Origin of the sequence: Streptomyces sp. AHU1 (assembly GCF_045343905.1) — a bacterium.
In the GTDB taxonomy this organism is placed as follows: Bacteria; Actinomycetota; Actinomycetes; order Streptomycetales; family Streptomycetaceae; genus Streptomyces; species Streptomyces triticiradicis.
In genome coordinates this window covers 1,615,726-1,634,667 of record NZ_CP174283.1, presented here as the reverse complement: position 1 = coordinate 1,634,667, position 18,942 = coordinate 1,615,726, and the positions used below count along the sequence as shown (strand labels likewise).

The window sequence follows — 18,942 nt, the reverse complement described above, 5'->3', positions numbered from 1 at the left end:
TGGCTTTCACGCAAGTGGAATTGATGCGGTGAATTCAGCGACCGCGTGCGTTCAATGAGGCCAGATAGGCGTTGTACGCCTCGAGTTCCTTGTCGCCGTCCCGGTCCGCGGCGCGGTCCAGGCGCTTGGCCTGCCGCTGCTCGGAGTTGTACCACTGGAAGAGCAGCGCGAGCAGGACGAGGACGGAGGGGATCTCGCTGAACGCCCAGGCGATGCCGCCGGCGGCGGTCTGGTCGGCGAGCGCGTCGATGCCGAGGGAGGCCGGCGGATTCTTGTACGACTCGACCATCGGGCCCGACGCCATCATCAGCGCGATGCCGAAGAACGCGTGGAACGGCATCCCCGCGAACAGTTCCAGCATCCGCATCAGGTGACCGGGGCGGTGCGGACCCGGGTCCACGCCCATGATCGGCCAGAAGAAGAACAGCCCGACGGCGAGGAAGTGGCACATCATGAAGACGTGACCCGTCGTGGATTCCATCAGGAAGTCGAACAGCGGGGAGAAGTACAGCGCGTAGAGGCTCGCGATGAACATCGGGATGGTGAACGCCGGGTGCGTCACGACCCGCATGTACCGGCTGTGCAGGAACATCAGCAGCAGTTCGCGCGGCCCCTTGCCGCCCCGCTTCGCGGCCACCGGCAGCGCCCGCAGCGCCAGCGTGATCGGTGCCCCGAGCAGGATCAGGATCGGGGAGAGCATGCTGATCACCATGTGCTGGACCATGTGCACGCTGAACATGACCATGCCGTAGTCGTTCAGCCTGGTGCACATGACGAGCATCACCGTCAGCACGCCGACCACGAAGGAGGCCGTACGGCCCCACGACCACGCGTCGCCGCGCCGGGCCAGCCGTACGGCTCCCCAGCCGTACAGTCCGAGCCCCAGCAGGCACGCGACGAGGAAGAACGGGTCGGCGGACCATTCGAGCCCCCGCCCCAGCGTGAACGGCGGCAGATCCATGGTCATGCCGTGCCCGCTGTGATCCATCCGCCGGCTCCTGTTTCGTACTGGTTGTGCGCTGTCTGTCCGCACCAGAGTAGAACCGCCCCCGGTCGCGGACGCGACCGGGGGCGGTTCTGCCGCGCACGTCTCAGAGCACGCACTCGGCTTCGGCGTAGCGCTCCTCCGGAACCGTCTTCAGCGTCTCGACCGCCTCGGCGAGCGACACCATCACGATGTCGGTACCGCGCAGCGCGGTCATCATCCCGAACTCGCCCCGGTGCACGGCCTCCACGGCGTGCCACCCGAAGCGGGTCGCGAGCACGCGGTCGTACGCCGTCGGGGTGCCGCCGCGCTGGACGTGTCCGAGGATGACCGGCCGGGCCTCCTTGCCGAGCCGCTCCTCCAGCTCGATGGAGAGCTGGCGGGCGATGCCGGCGAAGCGCTCGTGGCCGTAGATGTCCTTGCCGCCCTCGTCGTAGGCCATCGAGCCCTCGCGGGGCTTGGCGCCCTCGGCGGCGACGACGATGGCGAACCGCTTGCCCGCCTCGAACCGTTCGCCGACCCGCGCGGCCAGTTCCTCGATGTCGAAGGGACGCTCCGGCACGACGATGGCGTGGGCGCCCGCGGCCATGCCGGAGTGCAGCGCGATCCAGCCGGTGTGGCGGCCCATGACCTCCACGATCAGCACGCGCTGGTGGGACTCGGCGGTGGTCTTCAGCCGGTCGAGGGCCTCGGTCGCGACGCCGACGGCCGTGTCGAAGCCGAAGGTGACGTCCGTGACCGCGATGTCGTTGTCGATGGTCTTCGGCACGCCGACGATCGGCAGGCCGCCGTCCGACAGCAGGCGGGCCGCCTTCAGCGTGCCCTCGCCGCCGATCGGGATGATCGCGTCGAGCCCGAGGTCCGCCACGTGGCCCTTGGCCCGCTCCACGCCGTCACGCAGGTGCGCGGGCTGGACCCGGGAGGAGCCGAGCATGGTGCCGCCGCGAGCGAGGATGCCGCTCACGGCGTCGAGGTCGAGCTTGAGGTAGTCGCACTCCAGGAGGCCCTTCCAGCCGTCCCGGAAGCCGATGACCTCGTCGCCGTGGTCGACGACGGCACGGTGTACGACCGACCGGATGACGGCGTTCAGGCCGGGGCAGTCGCCGCCGGACGTGAGGACACCAATGCGCATAGCCCGAAATACCTTCTCAACGTGGGCCGGGGACCGGACCACGTTGTCCGGCGAGTATCGCGGCCAGCCTACCGGCGGGAGGGGCCCGCGCCGTACCGTGCGTCCGCCTGCTGGACGCGCCCGCTCACCTGTGCGGATGCCGTTTCAGACGGGCTCCGGCAGGGCCCGTACGGACCGTTTCGTGGACCTGTACGGATCCTTTCGTGAAGCGGAAACGGTTCCTCCCCGGAAACGCCAAGAGGAACCGTTCCTCCATGAGAAACGGTTCCTCTGACCCGCCGGAGCGGACCGGCCCTACGCGGGCTGCTGGGCGGACGCGATGCGCTCGGCGCGCAGCGCCTCGTACCAGCGGTCGTCGGTCGGCGGCAGCGCGTTGACGTCGAGGGCCAGCTTCAGCAGCAGGTCCGCGATCTGCGGGTTGCGGGCGAGGACGGGCCCGTGCATGTACGTGCCGAACACGGTGTCGTTGTACGCGCCCTCGGTGCCGTCGCCCGTGCCGTTGCCCCTGCCGATCCGCACGTTCGCGAACGGGCGGGCGCCGGGGCCGAGGTGGGTGACGCCCTGGTGGTTCTCGAAGCCGGTGAGCTGGGGCAGGCCGAGCCGCGGGTCGATGTCCGCGAGGACGTCGCCGACGCACCGCTCGCCCTCACCGCGCACCGAGACCACGTCGAGCAGGCCGAGGCCCGGCTCGCGCTCACCGAGGTCGTTGATGAACTCGTGTCCGAGGATCTGGTAGCCGGCGCAGACGGAGAACACGATCGCGCCGTTGCCGACCGCGCGCTCCAGACCGCCGTCGCGGCGCAGTCGCTCCGCGGCGAGCCGCTGCGGCCGGTCCTCGCCGCCCCCGATCAGGTAGATGTCGCCGGAGGTCGGGATCGGCTGGTCGCTGCGCACGTCGACACGGGCCACGTCGAGGCCGCGCTGACGCGCCCGGCGTTCCATGACGAGGGCGTTGCCCTGGTCGCCGTAGGTGCTCAGCAGGTCCGGGTAGACCCACACCAGGCGCAGGCTGTTGTCCGTCATCTTCTTCGTCCTCCGTGGCTCAGTTGCCGACACGACGCCTCAAGTCCTGGAATGCGGTGTAGTTCGCGATGACCTCGATGCGTCCGGGCGGCGCCATCTGCACGGCCTGGTCGAGGGTGTCGCAGACCTGGAACTGCTGGTTCGCCACTTCGAGGCGGACGGCGAGGTCGAGCTTGCGGTCGCCGAGAACGAAGATCGGGTGCCCGGTCAGCCGGGTGTAGTCGACGTCCCACAGCCAGGAGGTGTCGGTGCCGTCGGCGCCGCGCGCGTTCACCGACAGGATGACCGGGGTCGGCGGCGGGTCGATCAGGGAGAAGGTCTCCAGCCAGCCCGCGGGGTTCTTGGCGAGCAGCAGACGCAGGTCGCGCTCCATGAACTGGACCACGTCGTAGCGTCCGGCCACCGCCTGCACCTGGTACATGCGCTCCAGGGCGACCTGCGGCGGCACCCCGAAGACGGCGGCCACGGCGGCCGACGAGGCGGCGTTCGCCTTGTTGGCCCGGCCCGGGAGCTGGAGGTGGATCGGCCACGCGGAACCGTGCGGGTCGAGGACGTGGTCCCCGGACAGGGCCCAGGTCGGCGTCGGACGGCGGAAGCCGCACTCGCCGCAGAACCAGTCGTCGCCGGGGCGCTGCATCACGCCGCCGCACGACGGGCAGGACCAGGCGTCCTCCTTCCACATCTGGCCGGCCGCCACCCACATGACGTTCGGCGAGGAGGAGGCGGCCCAGACCACCAGCGGGTCGTCCGCGTTGGCGACCACGACGGCCTTGGAACCGGCCAGCCCCTCACGCCAGTGCTCGGCCATCATCCGCGTCTCGGCGGCGCGGTCGAGCTGGTCGCGCGAGAGGTTCAGCAGCGCGATGCACTTCGGGTCGGTGTCCCGTGCCACACCGGCGAGGTACTTCTCGTCGACCTCGATGACCGCGAACTTGGCGTCCGAGCCCCCGGCCAGCGCCGAGGTGATGCCCGCGGGCATGTTGGCGCCGAGCGCGTTGGACACGACCGGGCCCGCGGCGCGCAGCGCCTCGGCGATCAGCCGGGTCGTCGTGGTCTTGCCGTTGGTCGCCGACACCAGGACCACGTCCAGGTGCGTGGCGAGCCTCGCCAGCAGGTCGGGGTCGAGCTTGAGCGCCACCCGGCCGCCGATCACCGATCCGCTGCCGCGTCCGGCGGCCCGCGAGACGGCTGCCGCCGCCTTGCCCGCCGTCACGGCCAGCTTGGCCCGCGGCGACAGCGGGTCCGAGTTGCCTGACATCGTTTCTCGATCCTCCTTGCGTACGCGCCGCGCCCCTGCCCCCGGCACATGTGGGGGCTCAGCCTATCGAGATCCACTCACGGGCCCGAATCGCGGCACCACCTCGGTGCCGGCGCGACCTGGGCGCGCCTACCAGGACCGTACCCTTGCCGCCATGCGACACGGTTCCATCCCGGGCACCCACGGACGCGTCCGGCCCCTCATCCTGCTCGGTGACCCCCTCCTGCGTACAGCCTGCGAGGACGTCACCGAATTCGGCCCCGAGCTCGCGGAGCTCGTCGAGGACATGTTCGCGACGATGTACGCCGCCGAGGGCGTCGGCCTCGCCGCGAACCAGATCGGCGTCGGTCTGAGGGTCTTCGTGTACGACTGCCCGGACGACGACGACGTCCGCCATGTGGGACACGTGGTGAACCCCCGTCTCGTCGAGGCGGACGGTGTGGTCCTGCGCGGACCCGAGGGCTGCCTCTCGCTGCCCGGTCTGGAGGCCGGGACCGAGCGGTACGACCACGCGGTCGTCGAGGGCCGGGCGCTCACCGGCGAGCCGGTCACCGTGCACGGCACGGGCTGGTTCGCGCGGTGCCTCCAGCACGAGTGCGACCACCTCGACGGCGGGGTGTACGCGGACCGGCTCACCGGATGGCGCCGACGCCGCCTTCTGCGTCAGGTGGGACGGGCTCCCTGGAGCGGCTGAGGACGGTCCGGCACCGTCGGCCGTTCCCGGCGGACGGCGCCGTGCCCCGCGGCGGTCCGGCGCCGTGTTTTTTGACGAGGTGTCCGCCTGACGAGGAGTCCGCGTGAGCCCCGGTCAGAAACCCGGGCCGCCGACACGGTCGCCCGCCGCCGCGAGGCGGCCCCACAGCAGGTCGGCCAGGCTCCGCACCAACTCGGCGCGTGAGCAGGGGCGTTCGCCGAGCCACCAGTCCCCGGCGGCGTGCATCATGCCGACGATGCCGTGACCCCACACCCGTGCCAGCTGCTGGCTGCCCGGTCCGAGGTCCACCCGCTCCTCGATGACCTCGGCCAGTTCCTCGCCCATGCGGCGCAGCACCGGTGCGGAGTACTTGCCCACGTCGAACCCGGCGTCGCCCGGCTGGCCGCCCTCCGCCGGATGCATCAGGAACCGGTACACCTGCGGTCGGGCCTCGATGGCGGCCAAGTACGTGTCGAGCGTCGACTCCACGCGCTCACGCCGTTCGGCCGGGGCGTCCAGTGCCGCCCGCAGCGCTTCGAGGAGCGCGTCCGTGTGCCGCTTGGCGAGCGCGGCGTAGAGGCCGCCCTTGTCGCCGAAGTGGCGGTACAGGATGGGCTTCGTGATGCCGGCTTCCGCGGCGATGGCGTTCATGGAGGCCCCGGGGCCGTCGCGGAGCACCACGCGGTCGGCGGCTTCCAGCAGTTCGCGCCGGCGGCGGTCGGCGGACCTCTGCTGATCGGTCCGCTGTGTGGTGTCCATGTGCTCTCCCCACCCGTGGTGATTCGGTGACGCTTGCGCAAACTAACACTGATCGTCGTATGGGTATCGAACGGGATGCCGAGCCGAACTCGGGAGTTGACTTTTCCTACTAGCCGGTAACACACTCCAGTTACCGCAAGTAACAGCTTAGTCCAGTGCTGGAGGGGACATGGCCGAGTTCACCATGGAGCTCAACGACGAACAGAAGGAGGTCCGGGACTGGCTGCACGGCTTCGCCGCCGATGTCATCCGTCCCGCGGCCGCCGAATGGGACGAGCGTGAGGAGACTCCCTGGCCGGTCATCCAGGAGGCCGCGAAGGTCGGCATCTACTCCCTGGACTTCTACGCCCAGCAGTACTTCGACCCCACCGGCCTCGGCATCCCGATGGCCATGGAGGAGCTGTTCTGGGGCGACGCGGGCATCGCGCTGTCCATCGTCGGCACCGGCCTGGCCGCCGTGGGCGTCCTCGCCAACGGCACCGAGGAGCAGATCGGCACCTGGATCCCCCAGATGTACGGCGATGCCAACGATGTCAAGGTCGCGGCCTTCTGCTCCTCAGAGCCCGACGCCGGCTCCGACGTCGCCTCGATGCGCACGCGTGCCGTCTACGACGAGGCCAAGGACGAGTGGGTCCTGAACGGCACGAAGACCTGGGCGACCAACGGCGGCATCGCCAACGTCCACGTCGTCGTCGCGGTCGTCGACGCGGAGCTCGGCTCCAAGGGCCACGCCTCCTTCATCGTGCCGCCGAACACGCCCGGCCTGTCCCAGGGCCAGAAGTTCAAGAAGCACGGCATCCGCGCCTCGCACACCGCCGAGGTCGTCCTGGAGAACGTCCGCGTCCCCGGCTCCTGCCTGCTCGGCGGCAAGGAGAAGCTCGACGAGCGCCTCGCCCGCGCCCGTGAGCGCGCGAAGGCCGGGGGCGGCGAGCGGGTGAAGAACGCCGCGATGGCCACCTTCGAGGCCTCCCGCCCGGCCGTCGGCGCCATGGCGGTGGGCACCGCGCGGGCCGCGTACGAGGTGGCCCTCGACTACGCGAAGACGCGCGAGCAGTTCGGCCGCCCGGTCATCGACAACCAGGGCGTCGCCTTCCAGCTCGCCGACATGCGCACCTCGATCGACGCGGCGCGGCTGCTGGTCTGGCGGGCGTCCTGGATGGCGGTCAACGGCAAGCAGTTCACCGCGGCCGAGGGATCGATGTCGAAGCTGTTCGCCAGCGAGACGGCGAAGAAGGTCACGGCCCAGGCGATCCAGATCCTGGGCGGCAACGGCTACACGCGCGAGTACCCGGTGGAGCGGATGCACCGCGACGCGGCCATCTACACGATCTTCGAAGGCACCAGCGAGATCCAGCGCCTGGTGATCGCCCGCACCCTGTCGGGCATGCCGATCCGCTGACGCTCCGCCGTGCGGGCCGGGGGCCGGGAACGGCCCCCGTCACGTCCACCGCTCCCGCGCCGCCCCTCCGACTGCCGTCACCCCACCGGACCTGGGACTTCGCGTCGCAGCGCGGTGAACCGGGGGTGACCGTGCACTCTGGTCGCGGGGGCTCGGAGTCAGCCGGACCGAAGGAGCGCGCGATGACGCGGACGGCCAGAGAACTGCTGGAGGGAGTCACCGGGAAACTCGCCCCGGACCCCCATGCCAACCGGCTGCTGCCCCTGGTCGCCCGGGGCGCCGCCCAGCTCGGCACGCTCGCGGCCCTCGCCCTGGAACAGCGCCATGTGATCGCCGCGGACCACCGGGCGTTCGTCCACCTGGCCGAACGCTCGGCGGCCGACCCGGCGACCGCCGCCTTCTTCGAGATGCTCGCCCGGGACGAGGTGACGGCCGGTGAACGGCTCACCGCGTTCGCCGCCGCGGTGGGGGCCGACGAGGCGCGGGCGGCGGAGTACGAACCGCTGGCCGACTGCCAGGCCTATCCCGCGTACGTCGCCCTGCTCGCGCTGAACGGGGAGCCGGCCGACGTGGTCCTCGCGCTCGGCGCCAACGTCGCCGCGTGGGGCGGCTACTGCGAGACCATCGCCGAGGCCCTGCGCCGTCACTACGGCTTCGACGACGAGGTCTGCGGTTTCTTCGACTTCTTCGCCGAGCCGGCGCCCGAGCTGGAGAGCAGGGCGCTCGCCGCCGTACAGGCCGGACTCGACGCCGAACGGATCTCGATGGACGAGGTCCTGCGCCACGGGCGACTGCTCCAGGCCTACGAGGCGAAGTTCTGGCACGCGCTGTGGGAGCTGGACCAGAGGGTCGCCTGAGCCTGGTCCGGCGCTCGGCAGGGGGCCGCCCGAGGCCGCCCGATGGTGACCGTCGGTGCACGGCGGAGGCCTCGACGGGCCGGCCTCCAGGGAGACCGCGGGCCGGCGGCCGGATGTACCGCCGGACGTGACCGCCGACCGGAACGGCGTCCCGCGGGGGACGCCGTCCGTCGCTCAGGCCCGGCGTCGCCGCCGGGGTTCAGCGGCCGCTCGGCCCGCTGCTGTGCGCGATGCAGGCCACGTCGATCCGGTCGGCCAGCTTGGCCAGTTCGATCGTGAGGGCGGCCACCGTGTCCTCGTCGAGGCCGTCCTGGCCGGCCTCCACCAGATGCAGCCACCGGCCGCCCACCGTGCGCAACAGCTTGCTGACGTCGGCGGCCGCCACCTGCAACGTGCCGCGGTCGTCGACGATCAGGGGGAGGGTCACTTCGCGGTTCACACGAGGGATCGTAGCTGCGGAACGCTCACGCTCCGTGCCATACGGTGGTGATGTTGCAGAACTCGCGGATTCCGTGCCCCGACAGCTCACGTCCGTAGCCGGACCGCTTCTCCCCGCCGAAGGGGAACGCCGGGTGCGAGGCCGTCATCCCGTTGACGAACACCCCGCCCGCCTCCAGATCACGGGTGAACCGCTCCACCTCTCCCTCGTCACGGGTCCACACGTTCGAGCTGAGCCCGAACGGGGTGTCGTTGGCGAGGGCCACCGCCTCGTCCAGGTCGGCGGCCCGGTACAGCGTGGCGACCGGCCCGAACGTCTCCTCCAGGTGGATGCGCATGCCGGACGTGATGCCGGTGAGCACGGTCGGCGCGTAGTACCAGCCGCCGTCGAGACCGTCGGGACGTCCGCCGCCGCACAGCACCGTCGCGCCCTTCTCCACGGCGTCGTCCACCAACTCCTCCAGGTCGGCGCGGCCCTGCTCGGTGGAGAGCGGCCCGATCTCGGTGTCCTCCTCCAGGGGGTCGCCGACCTTGAGGGCCCGCATGCCCGCCGCGAACCGCTCGGCGAAGGCGTCGAACACGTCGGCGTGCACGATGAACCGCTTGGCGGCGATGCACGACTGCCCGTTGTTCTGCGCACGCGCGGTGACGGCGACCGTCGCGGCGCGCTCCACGTCGGCCGACGGCATCACGACGTACGGGTCGCTGCCGCCCAGCTCCAGCACCGTCTTCTTCACCTCGTCCCCGGCGACCGAGGCGACCGCGCGGCCCGCCGGTTCGCTGCCGGTGAGGGTGGCCGCCTTGACCCGGGGGTCGCGCAGGACGCCCTCGACCGCCCCCGACCCGATCAGCAGCGTCTGGAAGCAGCCCTCGGGGAAGCCCGCCCGGCGGAACAGGTCCTCCAGGTACAGGGCGGTCCCCGGCACGTTCGAGGCGTGCTTGAGCAGCCCCACGTTGCCCGCCATCAGCGCGGGCGCGGCGAAGCGGACCACCTGCCAGAGCGGGAAGTTCCACGGCATCACCGCGAGCACGGGGCCGATCGGCCGGTAGCGCGCGAGGACCCGGGAGGCCCCGGAGTCCGCCGCGTCGGCGGGGGCGGCCAGTTCGTCGGCGAGCAGGTCCTCGGCGTGGTCGGCGTACCAGCGCATCGCCTTGGCGCACTTGGCGGCCTCCGCCCGGGCCTGCTTGACCGGCTTGCCCATCTCGGTGGTCATCACCCGGCCGATGTCCTCCAGGTCCTCGTCCAGGAGACCGGCGGCGCGGTGCATGAGCCGCGCCCGCTCGGCGAACGAGGTGGTGCGGTACGTGCGGAACGTGGCCTCGGCGGCAGCGAGCCTGCGCTCGATCTCCTCGGCGCCGAGGGCGTCGTACGTCTTGAGCGTCTCGCCGTTCGCCGGGTTCACCGTCGCGATGGGCATGGCCGACCTCCTGAAAGCGGACTGTTCCCCGACCCTCCCGCGCGCCGCGGCGCGGCGCAACGCGGGCGGGTCCCCGAGGCGAGCCGACGCTCCTGGCCGAACGCCGGCTCTTCAGGCCGAGTGCTCGGCCAGCCGGTCGAGAAACACGGTCTGGGCGGCCACCAGCAGGGTCCGGGCCCGCTCCGGGGGCATCCACTCCACCCGGTCGAGTTCGGGGAACTCCTGGAACCGCCCCGACCTCGGCGGCCACTCCATCGTGAACGTGCCGGGGACCACGGCCGCCGGATCGAGGTCCGCCTCGACCGCCCAGGCCGTGACGACCTTGCCGTTCGCCTGGGTGACCTCGCCGAGCGCGACCGCCTCCCCGTCGGGCGGCGGCAGCCCGAGTTCCTCCTGGAACTCGCGCCGGGCGGCGTCCCAGGCCGCCTCGCCGGGCTCGTACTCGCCCTTGGGAAGGGTCCAGGCCCCGGCGTCCTTCCGCGCGAAGTACGGGCCGCCCATGTGGCCGACCAGCACCTCCACGCCGTGGCCGGTGCGCCGGAACAGCAGCAGTCCCGCGCTCCTCTTCCCGTGCTGTGCTCCGCTCATCGGGTCACCTCCGGGTGGGCGGCCAGCAGGGTGTCGACGGTGTCGGCCTCGGCGGCCGGCTTGTCCTCGCGGTAGCGCACGACCCGGGCGAAGCGGAGGGTGACCCCGGCCGGGTAGCGGGGGGAGCGCTGCAGACCGTCGTACGCGATCTCCACGACGAGCTCGGGCCGTACGGTCACCACGCGGCCGTCGTCGGCGACGGCCAGCTCCCGGAAGCGTTCGGTCTGCCAGGTGAGCATCGCGTCGGTCATGCCCTTGAAGGTCTTGCCGAGCATGACGAAGGAGCCGTCGCCCGCGCGGGCGCCCAGGTGCAGGTTGGAGAGCTTGCCGGTGCGCCGCCCGTGCCCCCATTCGGCGGCCAGGACCACCAGGTCGAGCGTGTGCACGGGTTTGACCTTGAGCCAGGCGGCACCGCGCCGGCCCGCGCCGTACGGGGCGTCGAGGGCCTTCACCACGACGCCCTCGTGCCCCCGGGCCAGGGTGTCGGCGAGGAACGTCTCGGCCTGTCCGGTGTCGTCCGGCCCCCGCACGAGCGTCCGCCGCACCCGCATCGGCCCGGGAACCAGCCGGGCCAGTTCCGCGTGCCGCTCGGTGAACGGCAGGTCCAGCAGGTCCCGCCCGTCGACGGACAGGGCGTCGAAGAAGACGGGGGAGACGGGCATGGTCTCCGCGGCCGCCGCCACGTCCACGCGCGACCCCACCCGGGCGGCCGTCTCCTGGAAGGAACGCGGCCGCCCCCGGTCGTCCAGCGCGATCACCTCACCGTCCAGGATGAACCGCTCGCCCCGCAACTCCCGTGCAACAGAGGTGAGTTCGGGCAGTCGGTCGGTGATGTCGTCGAGGGTGCGGGTGTAGACGCGGACGTCCTCGCCGTCCCGGTGCAGCTGCACCCGGATGCCGTCGAGCTTCTCCTCGACCGCGCAGGCGCCGAGCTTGCCGACCGCCTCGGAGACGGAGGAGGCGGTGTGGGCCAGCATCGGCAGCACCGGGCGGCCGACGGTGAGCCGGAAGCCGTCCAGGGCTCCCGGACCGTCCGCCAGGAGGGCCCGCGCCACCGCCGACAGCGAACCCGCCAGCATCACCGCCCGCCGTACGTCCCCAGCGGGCGCGCCGGTCGCCTCCGCCAGCCCCTCGGCCGCGAGCGCGTCCAGCGCGCCCTGGCGCACCTCGCCGGTGAGCAGCCCGAACAGGAAACGCTGCTCCTCCTCGGTCGCCGCTCCCATCAATTCGCCCACCAGGCGCGCCCGTTCGGCTTGTGAACCGGCGCCCGAGACCTTGTCGAGCGCGGTGAGCCGGGCGTCGACCTCACGGACGGTGAGGGTGGGGCCGGCGGCGGGGGCGACCGGTCTGCCCAGCACCTTCCAGCCGACGCCGATACGGCCCTGCGGGAGGCGGCCCGCCAGGTAGGGGATCACGATCGGCGCGTCGTCCGCCTCGGCGTCCCGGAACAGCTCCGCGAGCAGGGCGGTCTTCCGGGACCGCGCCGAGGTGGCGGCGACCTCCTGGGACACACGGGCGAGCCGGCTCAGCAGCATGCAGCCATCGTGCAACGCGAGCGCCCGCGGCACACCCGTAAGGGACCCGGGGCGTGTCCCCGTACGACGTGTTTCGGCCTCGTCCGCGCGATCGCCGCGCCGGGGCCGGTGAAGAGGAGGCCGCCGTCGAGCGCGGCCGCCGCCCGGAACCCGCCGTATTGACAAACCGCTTTGCCGATTCTGCAATGGAGGGATGAGCGATGCGGCCCGGGCGGGCGAGGGTGACCAGGGCGGGCGCGCGGCGGCCGGGGCGGCGACGGACGAGGTCCTCGCCGAGGTGGGTCCGCGGCTGCGGCGCATCAGGAAGGAGCGGGGGGCGACCCTGGCCGGGCTGTCCGAGGCGACCGGCATCTCGGTGAGCACGCTCTCGCGCCTGGAGTCGGGGCTGCGCAAGCCCAGTCTGGAGCTGCTGCTGCCCATCGCGCGGGCCCATCAGGTCCCCCTGGACGAGCTGGTCGGCGCCCCGCCGGTCGGCGATCCCCGGGTGCGGGCCGAGCCGATCGTGCGCCACGGCCGCACGCACTGGCCGCTGACCAGCCGGCCCGGCGGACTCCAGGCCTACAAGGTGCTCGAACCGAAGCGGACGGCGGAGCCCGATCCGCGCACGCACGAGGGCTACGAATGGCTGTACGTGCTCTCCGGGCGGCTGCGCGTGGTCCTCGGCGAGCACGACGTCGTGCTGGAGGCGGGGGAGGCGGCGGAGTTTGACACCCGGGTGCCGCACTGGTTCGGGTCGACGGGGGAGGGGCCCGCGGAGTTCCTGAGCCTGTTCGGGCCGCAGGGCGAGCGGATGCACGTACGGGCGCGGCCCAAGGCCCGGTCCGAGGAAGCGTGAGCGCGGGCGGAGTCCTGCCGGGCGCCGGGCGTGGCGAAGACGACGGGCGTCCGCTGTTCCCAGGTGGGCAAGCGACCGCTTAGTATGCGAAGGACCCCGGTCAGCCGACGCAGTCCCCTGGAGGCCCCGCATGCAGGCATGGCAAGTGCACCAGAACGGCGAGCCCGCGGAGGCGATGCGCCTGCTGGAGGTGGACCGGCCGACCCCCGGTGACGGCCAGGTCCTGCTCAAGGTGCGCGCCGCGAACATCAACTTCCCCGACGCGCTGATGTGCCGCGGCCAGTACCAGGTCAGGCCGCCGCTGCCGTTCACACCGGGCGTGGAGATCTGCGGCGAGACCGAGGACGGCCGCCGGGTGATCGCCAACCCCGCGCTGCCGCACGGCGGCTTCGCCGAGTACGCCGTCGCGGACGCCGCCGCCCTGCTGCCGGCCCCCGACGCCCTCGACGACGCCGAGGCCGCCGCCCTGCACATCGGCTACCAGACCGGCTGGTTCGGACTGCACCGCCGGGCCCGTCTGGAGGCCGGCGAGACGCTGCTCGTCCACGCGGCCGCCGGCGGCGTCGGCAGCGCGGCCGTGCAGCTCGGGAAGGCGGCGGGCGCGCGGGTCATCGGCGTCGTGGGCGGCGCCGACAAGGCCGCGGTCGCGCGCGAACTGGGCTGTGACGTCGTGATCGACCGACGCGCCGAGGACGTGATCGGCGCCGTCAAGGAGGCGACCGGGGGACGCGGCGCGGACGTGATCTACGACCCCGTGGGGGGCGAGGCCTACACCCAGTCCACGAAGGTCGTCGCCTTCGAGGGCCGGATCGTGGTCGTGGGCTTCGCGAGCGGCTCCATCCCGAGCCCCGCGCTGAACCACGCCCTCGTCAAGAACTACGCGATCCTCGGCCTGCACTGGGGCCTGTACAACACCAAGAACCCGAAGCTCGTCCTGCACTGCCACGAACAGCTCACCGAGCTGGCCGCACGGGGCGCGATCAAGCCGCTGGTGAGCGAGCGGGTGCCGCTGAGCGCGGCCGCCGACGCCGTGCAGCGGGTCGCCGACGGAGTCACCACCGGGCGGATCGCCGTGGTGCCCACACTGGAGAACGGAGCCGCCGCATGACCGACGCAGCCGAACTGCGCCGCCGCACCCAGGAGTTGCTGGCCGCGCACCCGCCGGGGGAGACGGACCGGCTGGACTTCCTGAGGGCCCGCTTCGACGCCGGGCTCGCCTGGGTGCACTACCCCGAGGGCCTCGGCGGACTCGGCGCCCCGCGCAGCCTCCAGGCCGTCGTGGACGCCGAACTGGCCGCCGCGGGCGCGCCCGACAACGACCCGCGGCGCATCGGCATCGGCCTCGGCATGGCCGCCCCGACCATCCTCGGCTTCGGCACCGAGGAGCAGAAGCGGCGCTTCCTGCGGCCCCTGTGGACCGGCGAGGAGGTGTGGTGCCAGCTCTTCAGCGAGCCCGGCGCCGGTTCGGACCTCGCCGCGCTCGGCACCCGGGCGGTCCGCGAGGACGGCGAGGACGGCGACTGGGTGGTCGACGGGCAGAAGGTGTGGACCTCCAGCGCCCACCTCGCCCGCTTCGCCATCCTCATCGCCCGCACCGACCCGGACGTGCCCAAGCACCGGGGCATCACGTACTTCGTCTGCGACATGAGCGACCCGGGCGTCGACGTGCGCCCGCTGCGCCAGATCACCGGCGAGGCCGAGTTCAACGAGGTCTTCCTCACCGGCGTCCGCATCCCCGACGCCCACCGCCTCGGCGAGGTCGGCGACGGCTGGCGGGTCGCGCAGACCACCCTCATGAACGAGCGCGTCTCCATCGGCGGCATGCGCATCCCGCGCGAGGGCGGCATGATCGGCCCGGTCGCGAAGACCTGGCGCGAGCGGCCCGAACTGCGCACCCACGACACGCACCAGCGGCTGCTGAGGCTGTGGGTCGAGGCCGAGGTCGCCCGCCTGTCCGGCGAACGGCTGCGCCAGCAGCTCGTCGCCGGCCAGCCCGGCCACGACGGCGCCGGCATGAAACTCGGCTTCGCCCGGCTCAACCAGGAGATCAGCGGCCTGGAGGTCGAACTCCTCGGCGAGGAAGGCCTGCTGTACGAGGACTGGACGATGCGCCGCCCGGAACTGGTCGACTTCACCGGCCGGGACGCCGGATACCGCTACCTGCGTTCCAAGGGCAACAGCATCGAGGGCGGGACCAGCGAGGTCCTGCTGAACATCGTCGCCGAACGCGTCCTCGGCCTGCCGTCCGAGCCGCGCACCGACAAGGACGTCGCATGGAAGGACCTCGCCCGATGAGCCAGGTGAGCACCGAGCCCGATCTGCTCTACACCGAGGAGGAGGAGGCGCTGCGCGCCGCCGTCCGCGACCTCCTCACCGACCACTGCGCCGCGGCGGACGTCATCACCCGCACCGAGTCGGGCACTCCGCACGACGCCGAGCTGTGGAAGGTCCTCGCCGAGGGCATGGGCCTCGCGGGCCTCCTGGTGCCCGAGGACCGGGGCGGCCAGGGCGCCACGCACCGCGAGGCCGCCGTGGTCCTGGAGGAACTGGGCCGCGCCGTCGCTCCCGTGCCGTATCTGACGAGCGCCGTGGTCGCGACCGAGGCGCTGCTGGCCTGCGAGGGACCCGTCGCGGCCGAACTGCTCGCCGCGCTCGCCTCCGGCCGGACCGTGGGCACCCTCGCCGTCGCGCTGAACGCCGGACCGGGAGCCGCCCACCGGACCATCCGCCCGGACAACGGTTCCCTGCACGGAGAGCTGACCGGCATCGCGGACGCCGCGGCCGCCGACGTCCTGCTGGTCCCGGCCGAGGACGGCGGACTGTACGCCGTCGACGCGGACGCCGTCACGATCGTCCCGCAGGTCAGTCTCGACCAGACCCGGCCGCTCGCCCGGATCACCTTCGACGCCGCGCCCGGGCGCCGCCTCACCGCGGACGCGTCCGGTGCCGTACGGCGGGCGCTGCGGGCCGGCGCCGGACTGCTCGCCTCCGAACAGCTCGGCATCGCCGACCACTCGCTGACGGAGACGGTCCGGTACCTCAAGGAGCGCAAGCAGTTCAACCGGCCGGTCGGCGGATTCCAGGCGCTCAAGCACCGGCTGGCCCAGGTGTGGCTGGAGGTCGTGGGCGCCCGCGCCGCGGCCCGGAACGCCGCCGACGCGTTGGCCACCGACAGCGCGGACAGTGACCTGGCGGTCGCCGTCGCCCAGGCGTACGCGGCACCCGTCGCCGTGCACGCCGCGGAGGAGGCGGTCCAGCTGCACGGCGGCATCGGCATGACCTGGGAGCACCCGGCGCACCTCTACCTCAAGCGCGCCAAGGCCGACTCGATCGCCTACGGCACGGCGGGCGCGCACCGCGAGGCCCTGGCCGAACTGGTCGATCTGCGGGCGCCCTGACACCGGTCCCGCGAAGAGCCCGTCCCTCCCCGGGGCGGGCTCTTCGCGGGACCGCTGCACGGGGGGAGAAGAGGGAACGCCGGATCCCTCCTGATCCGGTGAAGTGAACGCGTCACGTCGGTCCGGCCAACTCCCGCCCGCGGCAAGGTTCCCCGGCCTTCGCGGGCCGCATACTCCCTGAGGTCCTGTACGGCATCTCAAGGGAGGCAGAGCATGGCCCACACCACCCGACGCGGAGCCATCACCACCCTCGGCGCCGCCATCGCGGGCTCGTTCGCGCTGCCCGCGTCGCGCGCGCTCGCGGGCGAGGCGAAGCCCCGCACCGAGCCCTTATGGCGAGCCCACGCGCACAACGACTACGAGCACCCCCGCCCCCTCCTCGACGCGCTCGACCACCGCTTCGGCAGCGTCGAGGCCGACATCCACCTCGTCGGCGACCAACTCCTCGTCGCCCACGACCCGGTGGAGCTCGACCCCGCCCGCACCCTCGAATCCCTCTACCTCGAACCGCTGGCGGCCCGCGTCAGGGACGGCCACGGCTCGGTGTACCGGGGCCACCACCGGCCGCTGCAACTGCTCGTCGACATCAAGACCGAGGGCGCTTCGACGTACCTCGAACTCGACCGTCATCTGCGCCGCCACCGGCACCTGTTCACGTCGTACGCGCACGGCAGGGTGCGCCCCGGCCCGGTCACGGCCGTGATCTCCGGGGACCGTGCCGCGCGGGCACCCATGGAGGCGCAGACCGAACGGCTCGCCTTCTACGACGGCCGGCTCGCCGACCTCGGCGGCACCGCACCCGCCTCCTTCGTCCCCCTGATCAGCGACAACTGGACCCTCAACTTCAGCTGGTCGGGCGACGGCCCGTTCCCGGACGCCGAACGCGAGAAGCTGCGCGGCATCACGGCGACCGCGCACGCGCGCCGGCAGAAGATCCGGTTCTGGGCCACACCGGACCTCGCCGGACCGGCGCGCGAGGCGCTCTGGCGCGAACTGCTCGCCGCCGGTGTCGACCACCTCAACACCGATGACCTGGGCGGTCTCCAGGAGTTCCTGGACGCTCACGACCGACGGTAGAAGACCACCCGTTCGGGGGACATGTCAGCCGCCCGGACGATCCCTCCGCTACGCCACACTTACGGCCGAACGCCGCGAAGCGGACGTGGCGGAGGAGGTTGACGATGGCCATTTCCATCTCTGCGGTGCTGTTTCTCCTGGTGCTGGCGGTGATCTTCCTGCGCAACGGAGGGCTGAAGGTCTCCCACGCCCTGGTCTGCGCCCTGCTCGGGTTCCTGCTGGCCAGCACGAGCATGGCCCCGGCCATCCACAGCGGTATCACCTCGACGGCCGACCTCGTGGGCAGCCTGTCCCCCTGACCGGGGCCGCGTCAGGGGCCCGAGAACACCCCGATGCCGTTGGGCACGGGACGCTCGGCGCCGCCGCTCGGATGGTTGAGGACGCTGACGGCGTCCGCCCCCGCCCGCCGGGCGACCATCGTGGTGGACCCGCCGCCGTCCAGGCTGAAGGCGTCCTCGGACCCCAGCCGTCCCATGGCCCGGGTGACCTCGGCGATGGTGAGTCCGGCGCGGAACTCCGGGGCGCCGTCCAGGGCGAGGAGCTGCATCCGGTGCCCGTGGTCGGAGAAGCCCACCGCGGTGCGTACGGCCGAGGTCCTGTCGTCCAGACCCGGGAGCGGCACCCCGTCGGTCATCATCGGATAACCGCCGACCGCGAACCGGTAGGGCACCCGTGAGGACTTCGCGACCAGCCGGTGCCGTACCCCGACCCGTTCGCCCACGGACAGTCTCCGCAGCTCCCGGGCGCCCGCCTCGCGGCCGACCAGCACGGTGGTGTCCCGGGCGATGGTCCCGCTCCCCGGGGTGTCGGCGGTGGACACGACCCGCCCGCGGCGGACCGTCACCTCGTAGGTGTCGGTGCTGCACGGAGCGGCCCGGTCCGTGTCCGTGCCGCAGGTCGCCCGGACCCGGGAGACGCCGCCCCAGTCCCCGGTGAACGCGCCGACGGAGCCGACCGGGAGCGCGTACTGGTTGAACCCGCCGAGCGGCCAGGTGCCGTCGGCACTGCGGACGGACCCGTCCAGGACCACGCCGTCCAGCCGGGCCCGGCGGTCGACGCCGACCCCGAACACGTCCTCGGTGCTCGTGCCGGGCGGCAGCGCCGGCCCGAACCGCTGGCCGTCGGGAACCGCGGCCTTGAGGCCGCGGCCGCTCGCGATCGCCGGGCCCACCGTCGCGCCCGTCGCCTCGACGCCCGGATGCTGGGTCTCCGTGATGTCGAAGAAGTCGCCGTTGACCCCGGCTACCGCGCCCCGGGAGTCGGCCAGTCGGGACACGGGAGCCCGGGACGCCACCTTGCCGGGGTAGAGGAGGTCGACCCGCACATGAGGATTGCGCAGATCGACGTTCAGGACGTGCGCGTGCGCCACTCCCTTGGCCGCCGGGATGTCCAGCTCCGTGTACGTGACGCCGGGCGCGACGCGGGTCGCGTCCTCCGCGCCGCTGGCCGGTGCCGCCCCCGTCAGGGCCGCACCGGCCAGCGCTCCGCTTGCCGTGATGACCGTCAGTGCCGTTCTGAACCGTCTGCCAAGACGCGTCACGGTGCC

General features: G+C 72.5%; 19 protein-coding genes. 9 read left to right on the top strand and 10 right to left on the bottom strand.

Features of this window, described 5'->3' with window-relative positions:
• Nucleotides 1–34 precede the first annotated feature (34 nt).
• The 4 genes from ACICHK_RS07455 to ACICHK_RS07440 form a co-directional block, all read right to left on the bottom strand.
• Nucleotides 35–988, bottom strand: a complete 954-nt coding sequence (locus ACICHK_RS07455) for a cytochrome c oxidase assembly protein (protein WP_406836301.1) — start codon at nt 986–988, stop codon at nt 35–37.
• 103 nt (nt 989–1,091) lie between these two features.
• Nucleotides 1,092–2,117: a 6-phosphofructokinase gene (locus ACICHK_RS07450; RefSeq protein WP_151470511.1), complete on the bottom strand. Its 1,026-nt coding sequence runs from the start codon at nt 2,115–2,117 to the stop codon at nt 1,092–1,094.
• Nucleotides 2,118–2,411: 294 nt separating this feature from the next.
• A complete protein-coding gene (locus ACICHK_RS07445; RefSeq protein ID WP_151470510.1) occupies nt 2,412–3,140 on the bottom strand; it encodes a type 1 glutamine amidotransferase in 729 nt (242 codons plus the stop codon).
• A gap of 19 nt (nt 3,141–3,159) precedes the next feature.
• Entirely contained in the window at nt 3,160–4,398 is a 1,239-nt protein-coding gene (locus tag ACICHK_RS07440) for a MurT ligase domain-containing protein (protein WP_103550639.1), read from the bottom strand.
• A 154-nt stretch (nt 4,399–4,552) separates the two neighbouring features.
• Here ACICHK_RS07440 and def point away from each other — a divergent pair, with 154 nt between their 5' ends.
• Nucleotides 4,553–5,092, top strand: coding sequence for a peptide deformylase (gene def / locus ACICHK_RS07435; RefSeq protein WP_406836300.1), 540 nt, complete (start codon nt 4,553–4,555; stop codon nt 5,090–5,092).
• A gap of 114 nt (nt 5,093–5,206) precedes the next feature.
• On the opposite strand, the gene ACICHK_RS07430 is transcribed toward def, so the two are convergent.
• Nucleotides 5,207–5,851, bottom strand: coding sequence for a TetR family transcriptional regulator (locus ACICHK_RS07430; RefSeq protein WP_151470508.1), 645 nt, complete (start codon nt 5,849–5,851; stop codon nt 5,207–5,209).
• A gap of 169 nt (nt 5,852–6,020) precedes the next feature.
• On the opposite strand from ACICHK_RS07430, the gene ACICHK_RS07425 reads away from it, so the two are divergent.
• Both ACICHK_RS07425 and ACICHK_RS07420 read left to right on the top strand, forming a co-directional pair.
• Complete coding sequence (locus ACICHK_RS07425; protein WP_406836299.1) at nt 6,021–7,250, top strand: acyl-CoA dehydrogenase family protein; 1,230 nt, start codon at nt 6,021–6,023, stop codon at nt 7,248–7,250.
• A 182-nt stretch (nt 7,251–7,432) separates the two neighbouring features.
• Nucleotides 7,433–8,107, top strand: a complete 675-nt coding sequence (locus ACICHK_RS07420; RefSeq protein ID WP_151470506.1) for a transcriptional regulator — start codon at nt 7,433–7,435, stop codon at nt 8,105–8,107.
• Nucleotides 8,108–8,306: 199 nt separating this feature from the next.
• On the opposite strand, the gene ACICHK_RS07415 is transcribed toward ACICHK_RS07420, so the two are convergent.
• The 4 genes from ACICHK_RS07415 to ACICHK_RS07400 form a co-directional block, all read right to left on the bottom strand.
• Nucleotides 8,307–8,546, bottom strand: a complete 240-nt coding sequence (locus tag ACICHK_RS07415; RefSeq protein WP_151470505.1) for a DUF6213 family protein — start codon at nt 8,544–8,546, stop codon at nt 8,307–8,309.
• Between the two features lie 25 nt (nt 8,547–8,571).
• Nucleotides 8,572–9,963, bottom strand: coding sequence for an NADP-dependent succinic semialdehyde dehydrogenase (locus ACICHK_RS07410; protein ID WP_406836298.1), 1,392 nt, complete (start codon nt 9,961–9,963; stop codon nt 8,572–8,574).
• A 111-nt stretch (nt 9,964–10,074) separates the two neighbouring features.
• Nucleotides 10,075–10,551 carry an NUDIX domain-containing protein gene (locus tag ACICHK_RS07405; protein ID WP_151470503.1) on the bottom strand — a complete coding sequence of 159 codons (477 nt, stop codon included), beginning with the start codon at nt 10,549–10,551 and terminating at the stop codon, nt 10,075–10,077.
• Complete coding sequence (locus ACICHK_RS07400) at nt 10,548–12,086, bottom strand: ATP-dependent DNA ligase (protein ID WP_406836297.1); 1,539 nt, start codon at nt 12,084–12,086, stop codon at nt 10,548–10,550. Before ACICHK_RS07400 ends, ACICHK_RS07405 begins: the two co-directional genes overlap by 4 nt.
• A 193-nt stretch (nt 12,087–12,279) precedes the next feature.
• On the opposite strand from ACICHK_RS07400, the gene ACICHK_RS07395 reads away from it, so the two are divergent.
• From ACICHK_RS07395 to ACICHK_RS07370, 6 genes are all read left to right on the top strand, one after another.
• Nucleotides 12,280–12,921 carry a helix-turn-helix domain-containing protein gene (locus tag ACICHK_RS07395; protein ID WP_406836296.1) on the top strand — a complete coding sequence of 214 codons (642 nt, stop codon included), beginning with the start codon at nt 12,280–12,282 and terminating at the stop codon, nt 12,919–12,921.
• A 130-nt stretch (nt 12,922–13,051) separates the two neighbouring features.
• The gene (locus tag ACICHK_RS07390) at nt 13,052–14,029 is read left to right on the top strand and encodes an NADPH:quinone oxidoreductase family protein (protein ID WP_406836295.1); all 978 of its coding nucleotides are present in this window, start codon (nt 13,052–13,054) and stop codon (nt 14,027–14,029) included.
• Nucleotides 14,026–15,216 carry an acyl-CoA dehydrogenase family protein gene (locus tag ACICHK_RS07385; protein WP_406836294.1) on the top strand — a complete coding sequence of 397 codons (1,191 nt, stop codon included), beginning with the start codon at nt 14,026–14,028 and terminating at the stop codon, nt 15,214–15,216. Before ACICHK_RS07390 ends, ACICHK_RS07385 begins: the two co-directional genes overlap by 4 nt.
• Nucleotides 15,195–16,319: an acyl-CoA dehydrogenase family protein gene (locus ACICHK_RS07380; protein ID WP_406836293.1), complete on the top strand. Its 1,125-nt coding sequence runs from the start codon at nt 15,195–15,197 to the stop codon at nt 16,317–16,319. Before ACICHK_RS07385 ends, ACICHK_RS07380 begins: the two co-directional genes overlap by 22 nt.
• A 213-nt stretch (nt 16,320–16,532) precedes the next feature.
• Nucleotides 16,533–17,396, top strand: coding sequence for a phosphatidylinositol-specific phospholipase C/glycerophosphodiester phosphodiesterase family protein (locus ACICHK_RS07375; protein WP_406836292.1), 864 nt, complete (start codon nt 16,533–16,535; stop codon nt 17,394–17,396).
• A gap of 104 nt (nt 17,397–17,500) precedes the next feature.
• A complete protein-coding gene (locus tag ACICHK_RS07370; RefSeq protein WP_103550650.1) occupies nt 17,501–17,695 on the top strand; it encodes a hypothetical protein in 195 nt (64 codons plus the stop codon).
• Between the two features lie 11 nt (nt 17,696–17,706).
• Here the strand turns inward: ACICHK_RS07370 and ACICHK_RS07365 are convergent, their stop codons facing one another.
• On the bottom strand, nt 17,707–18,936 hold the full coding sequence (locus tag ACICHK_RS07365) for a phosphodiester glycosidase family protein (protein WP_406836291.1): 1,230 nt from the start codon (nt 18,934–18,936) through the stop codon (nt 17,707–17,709).
• Between the last annotated feature and the right edge of the window lie 6 nt (nt 18,937–18,942).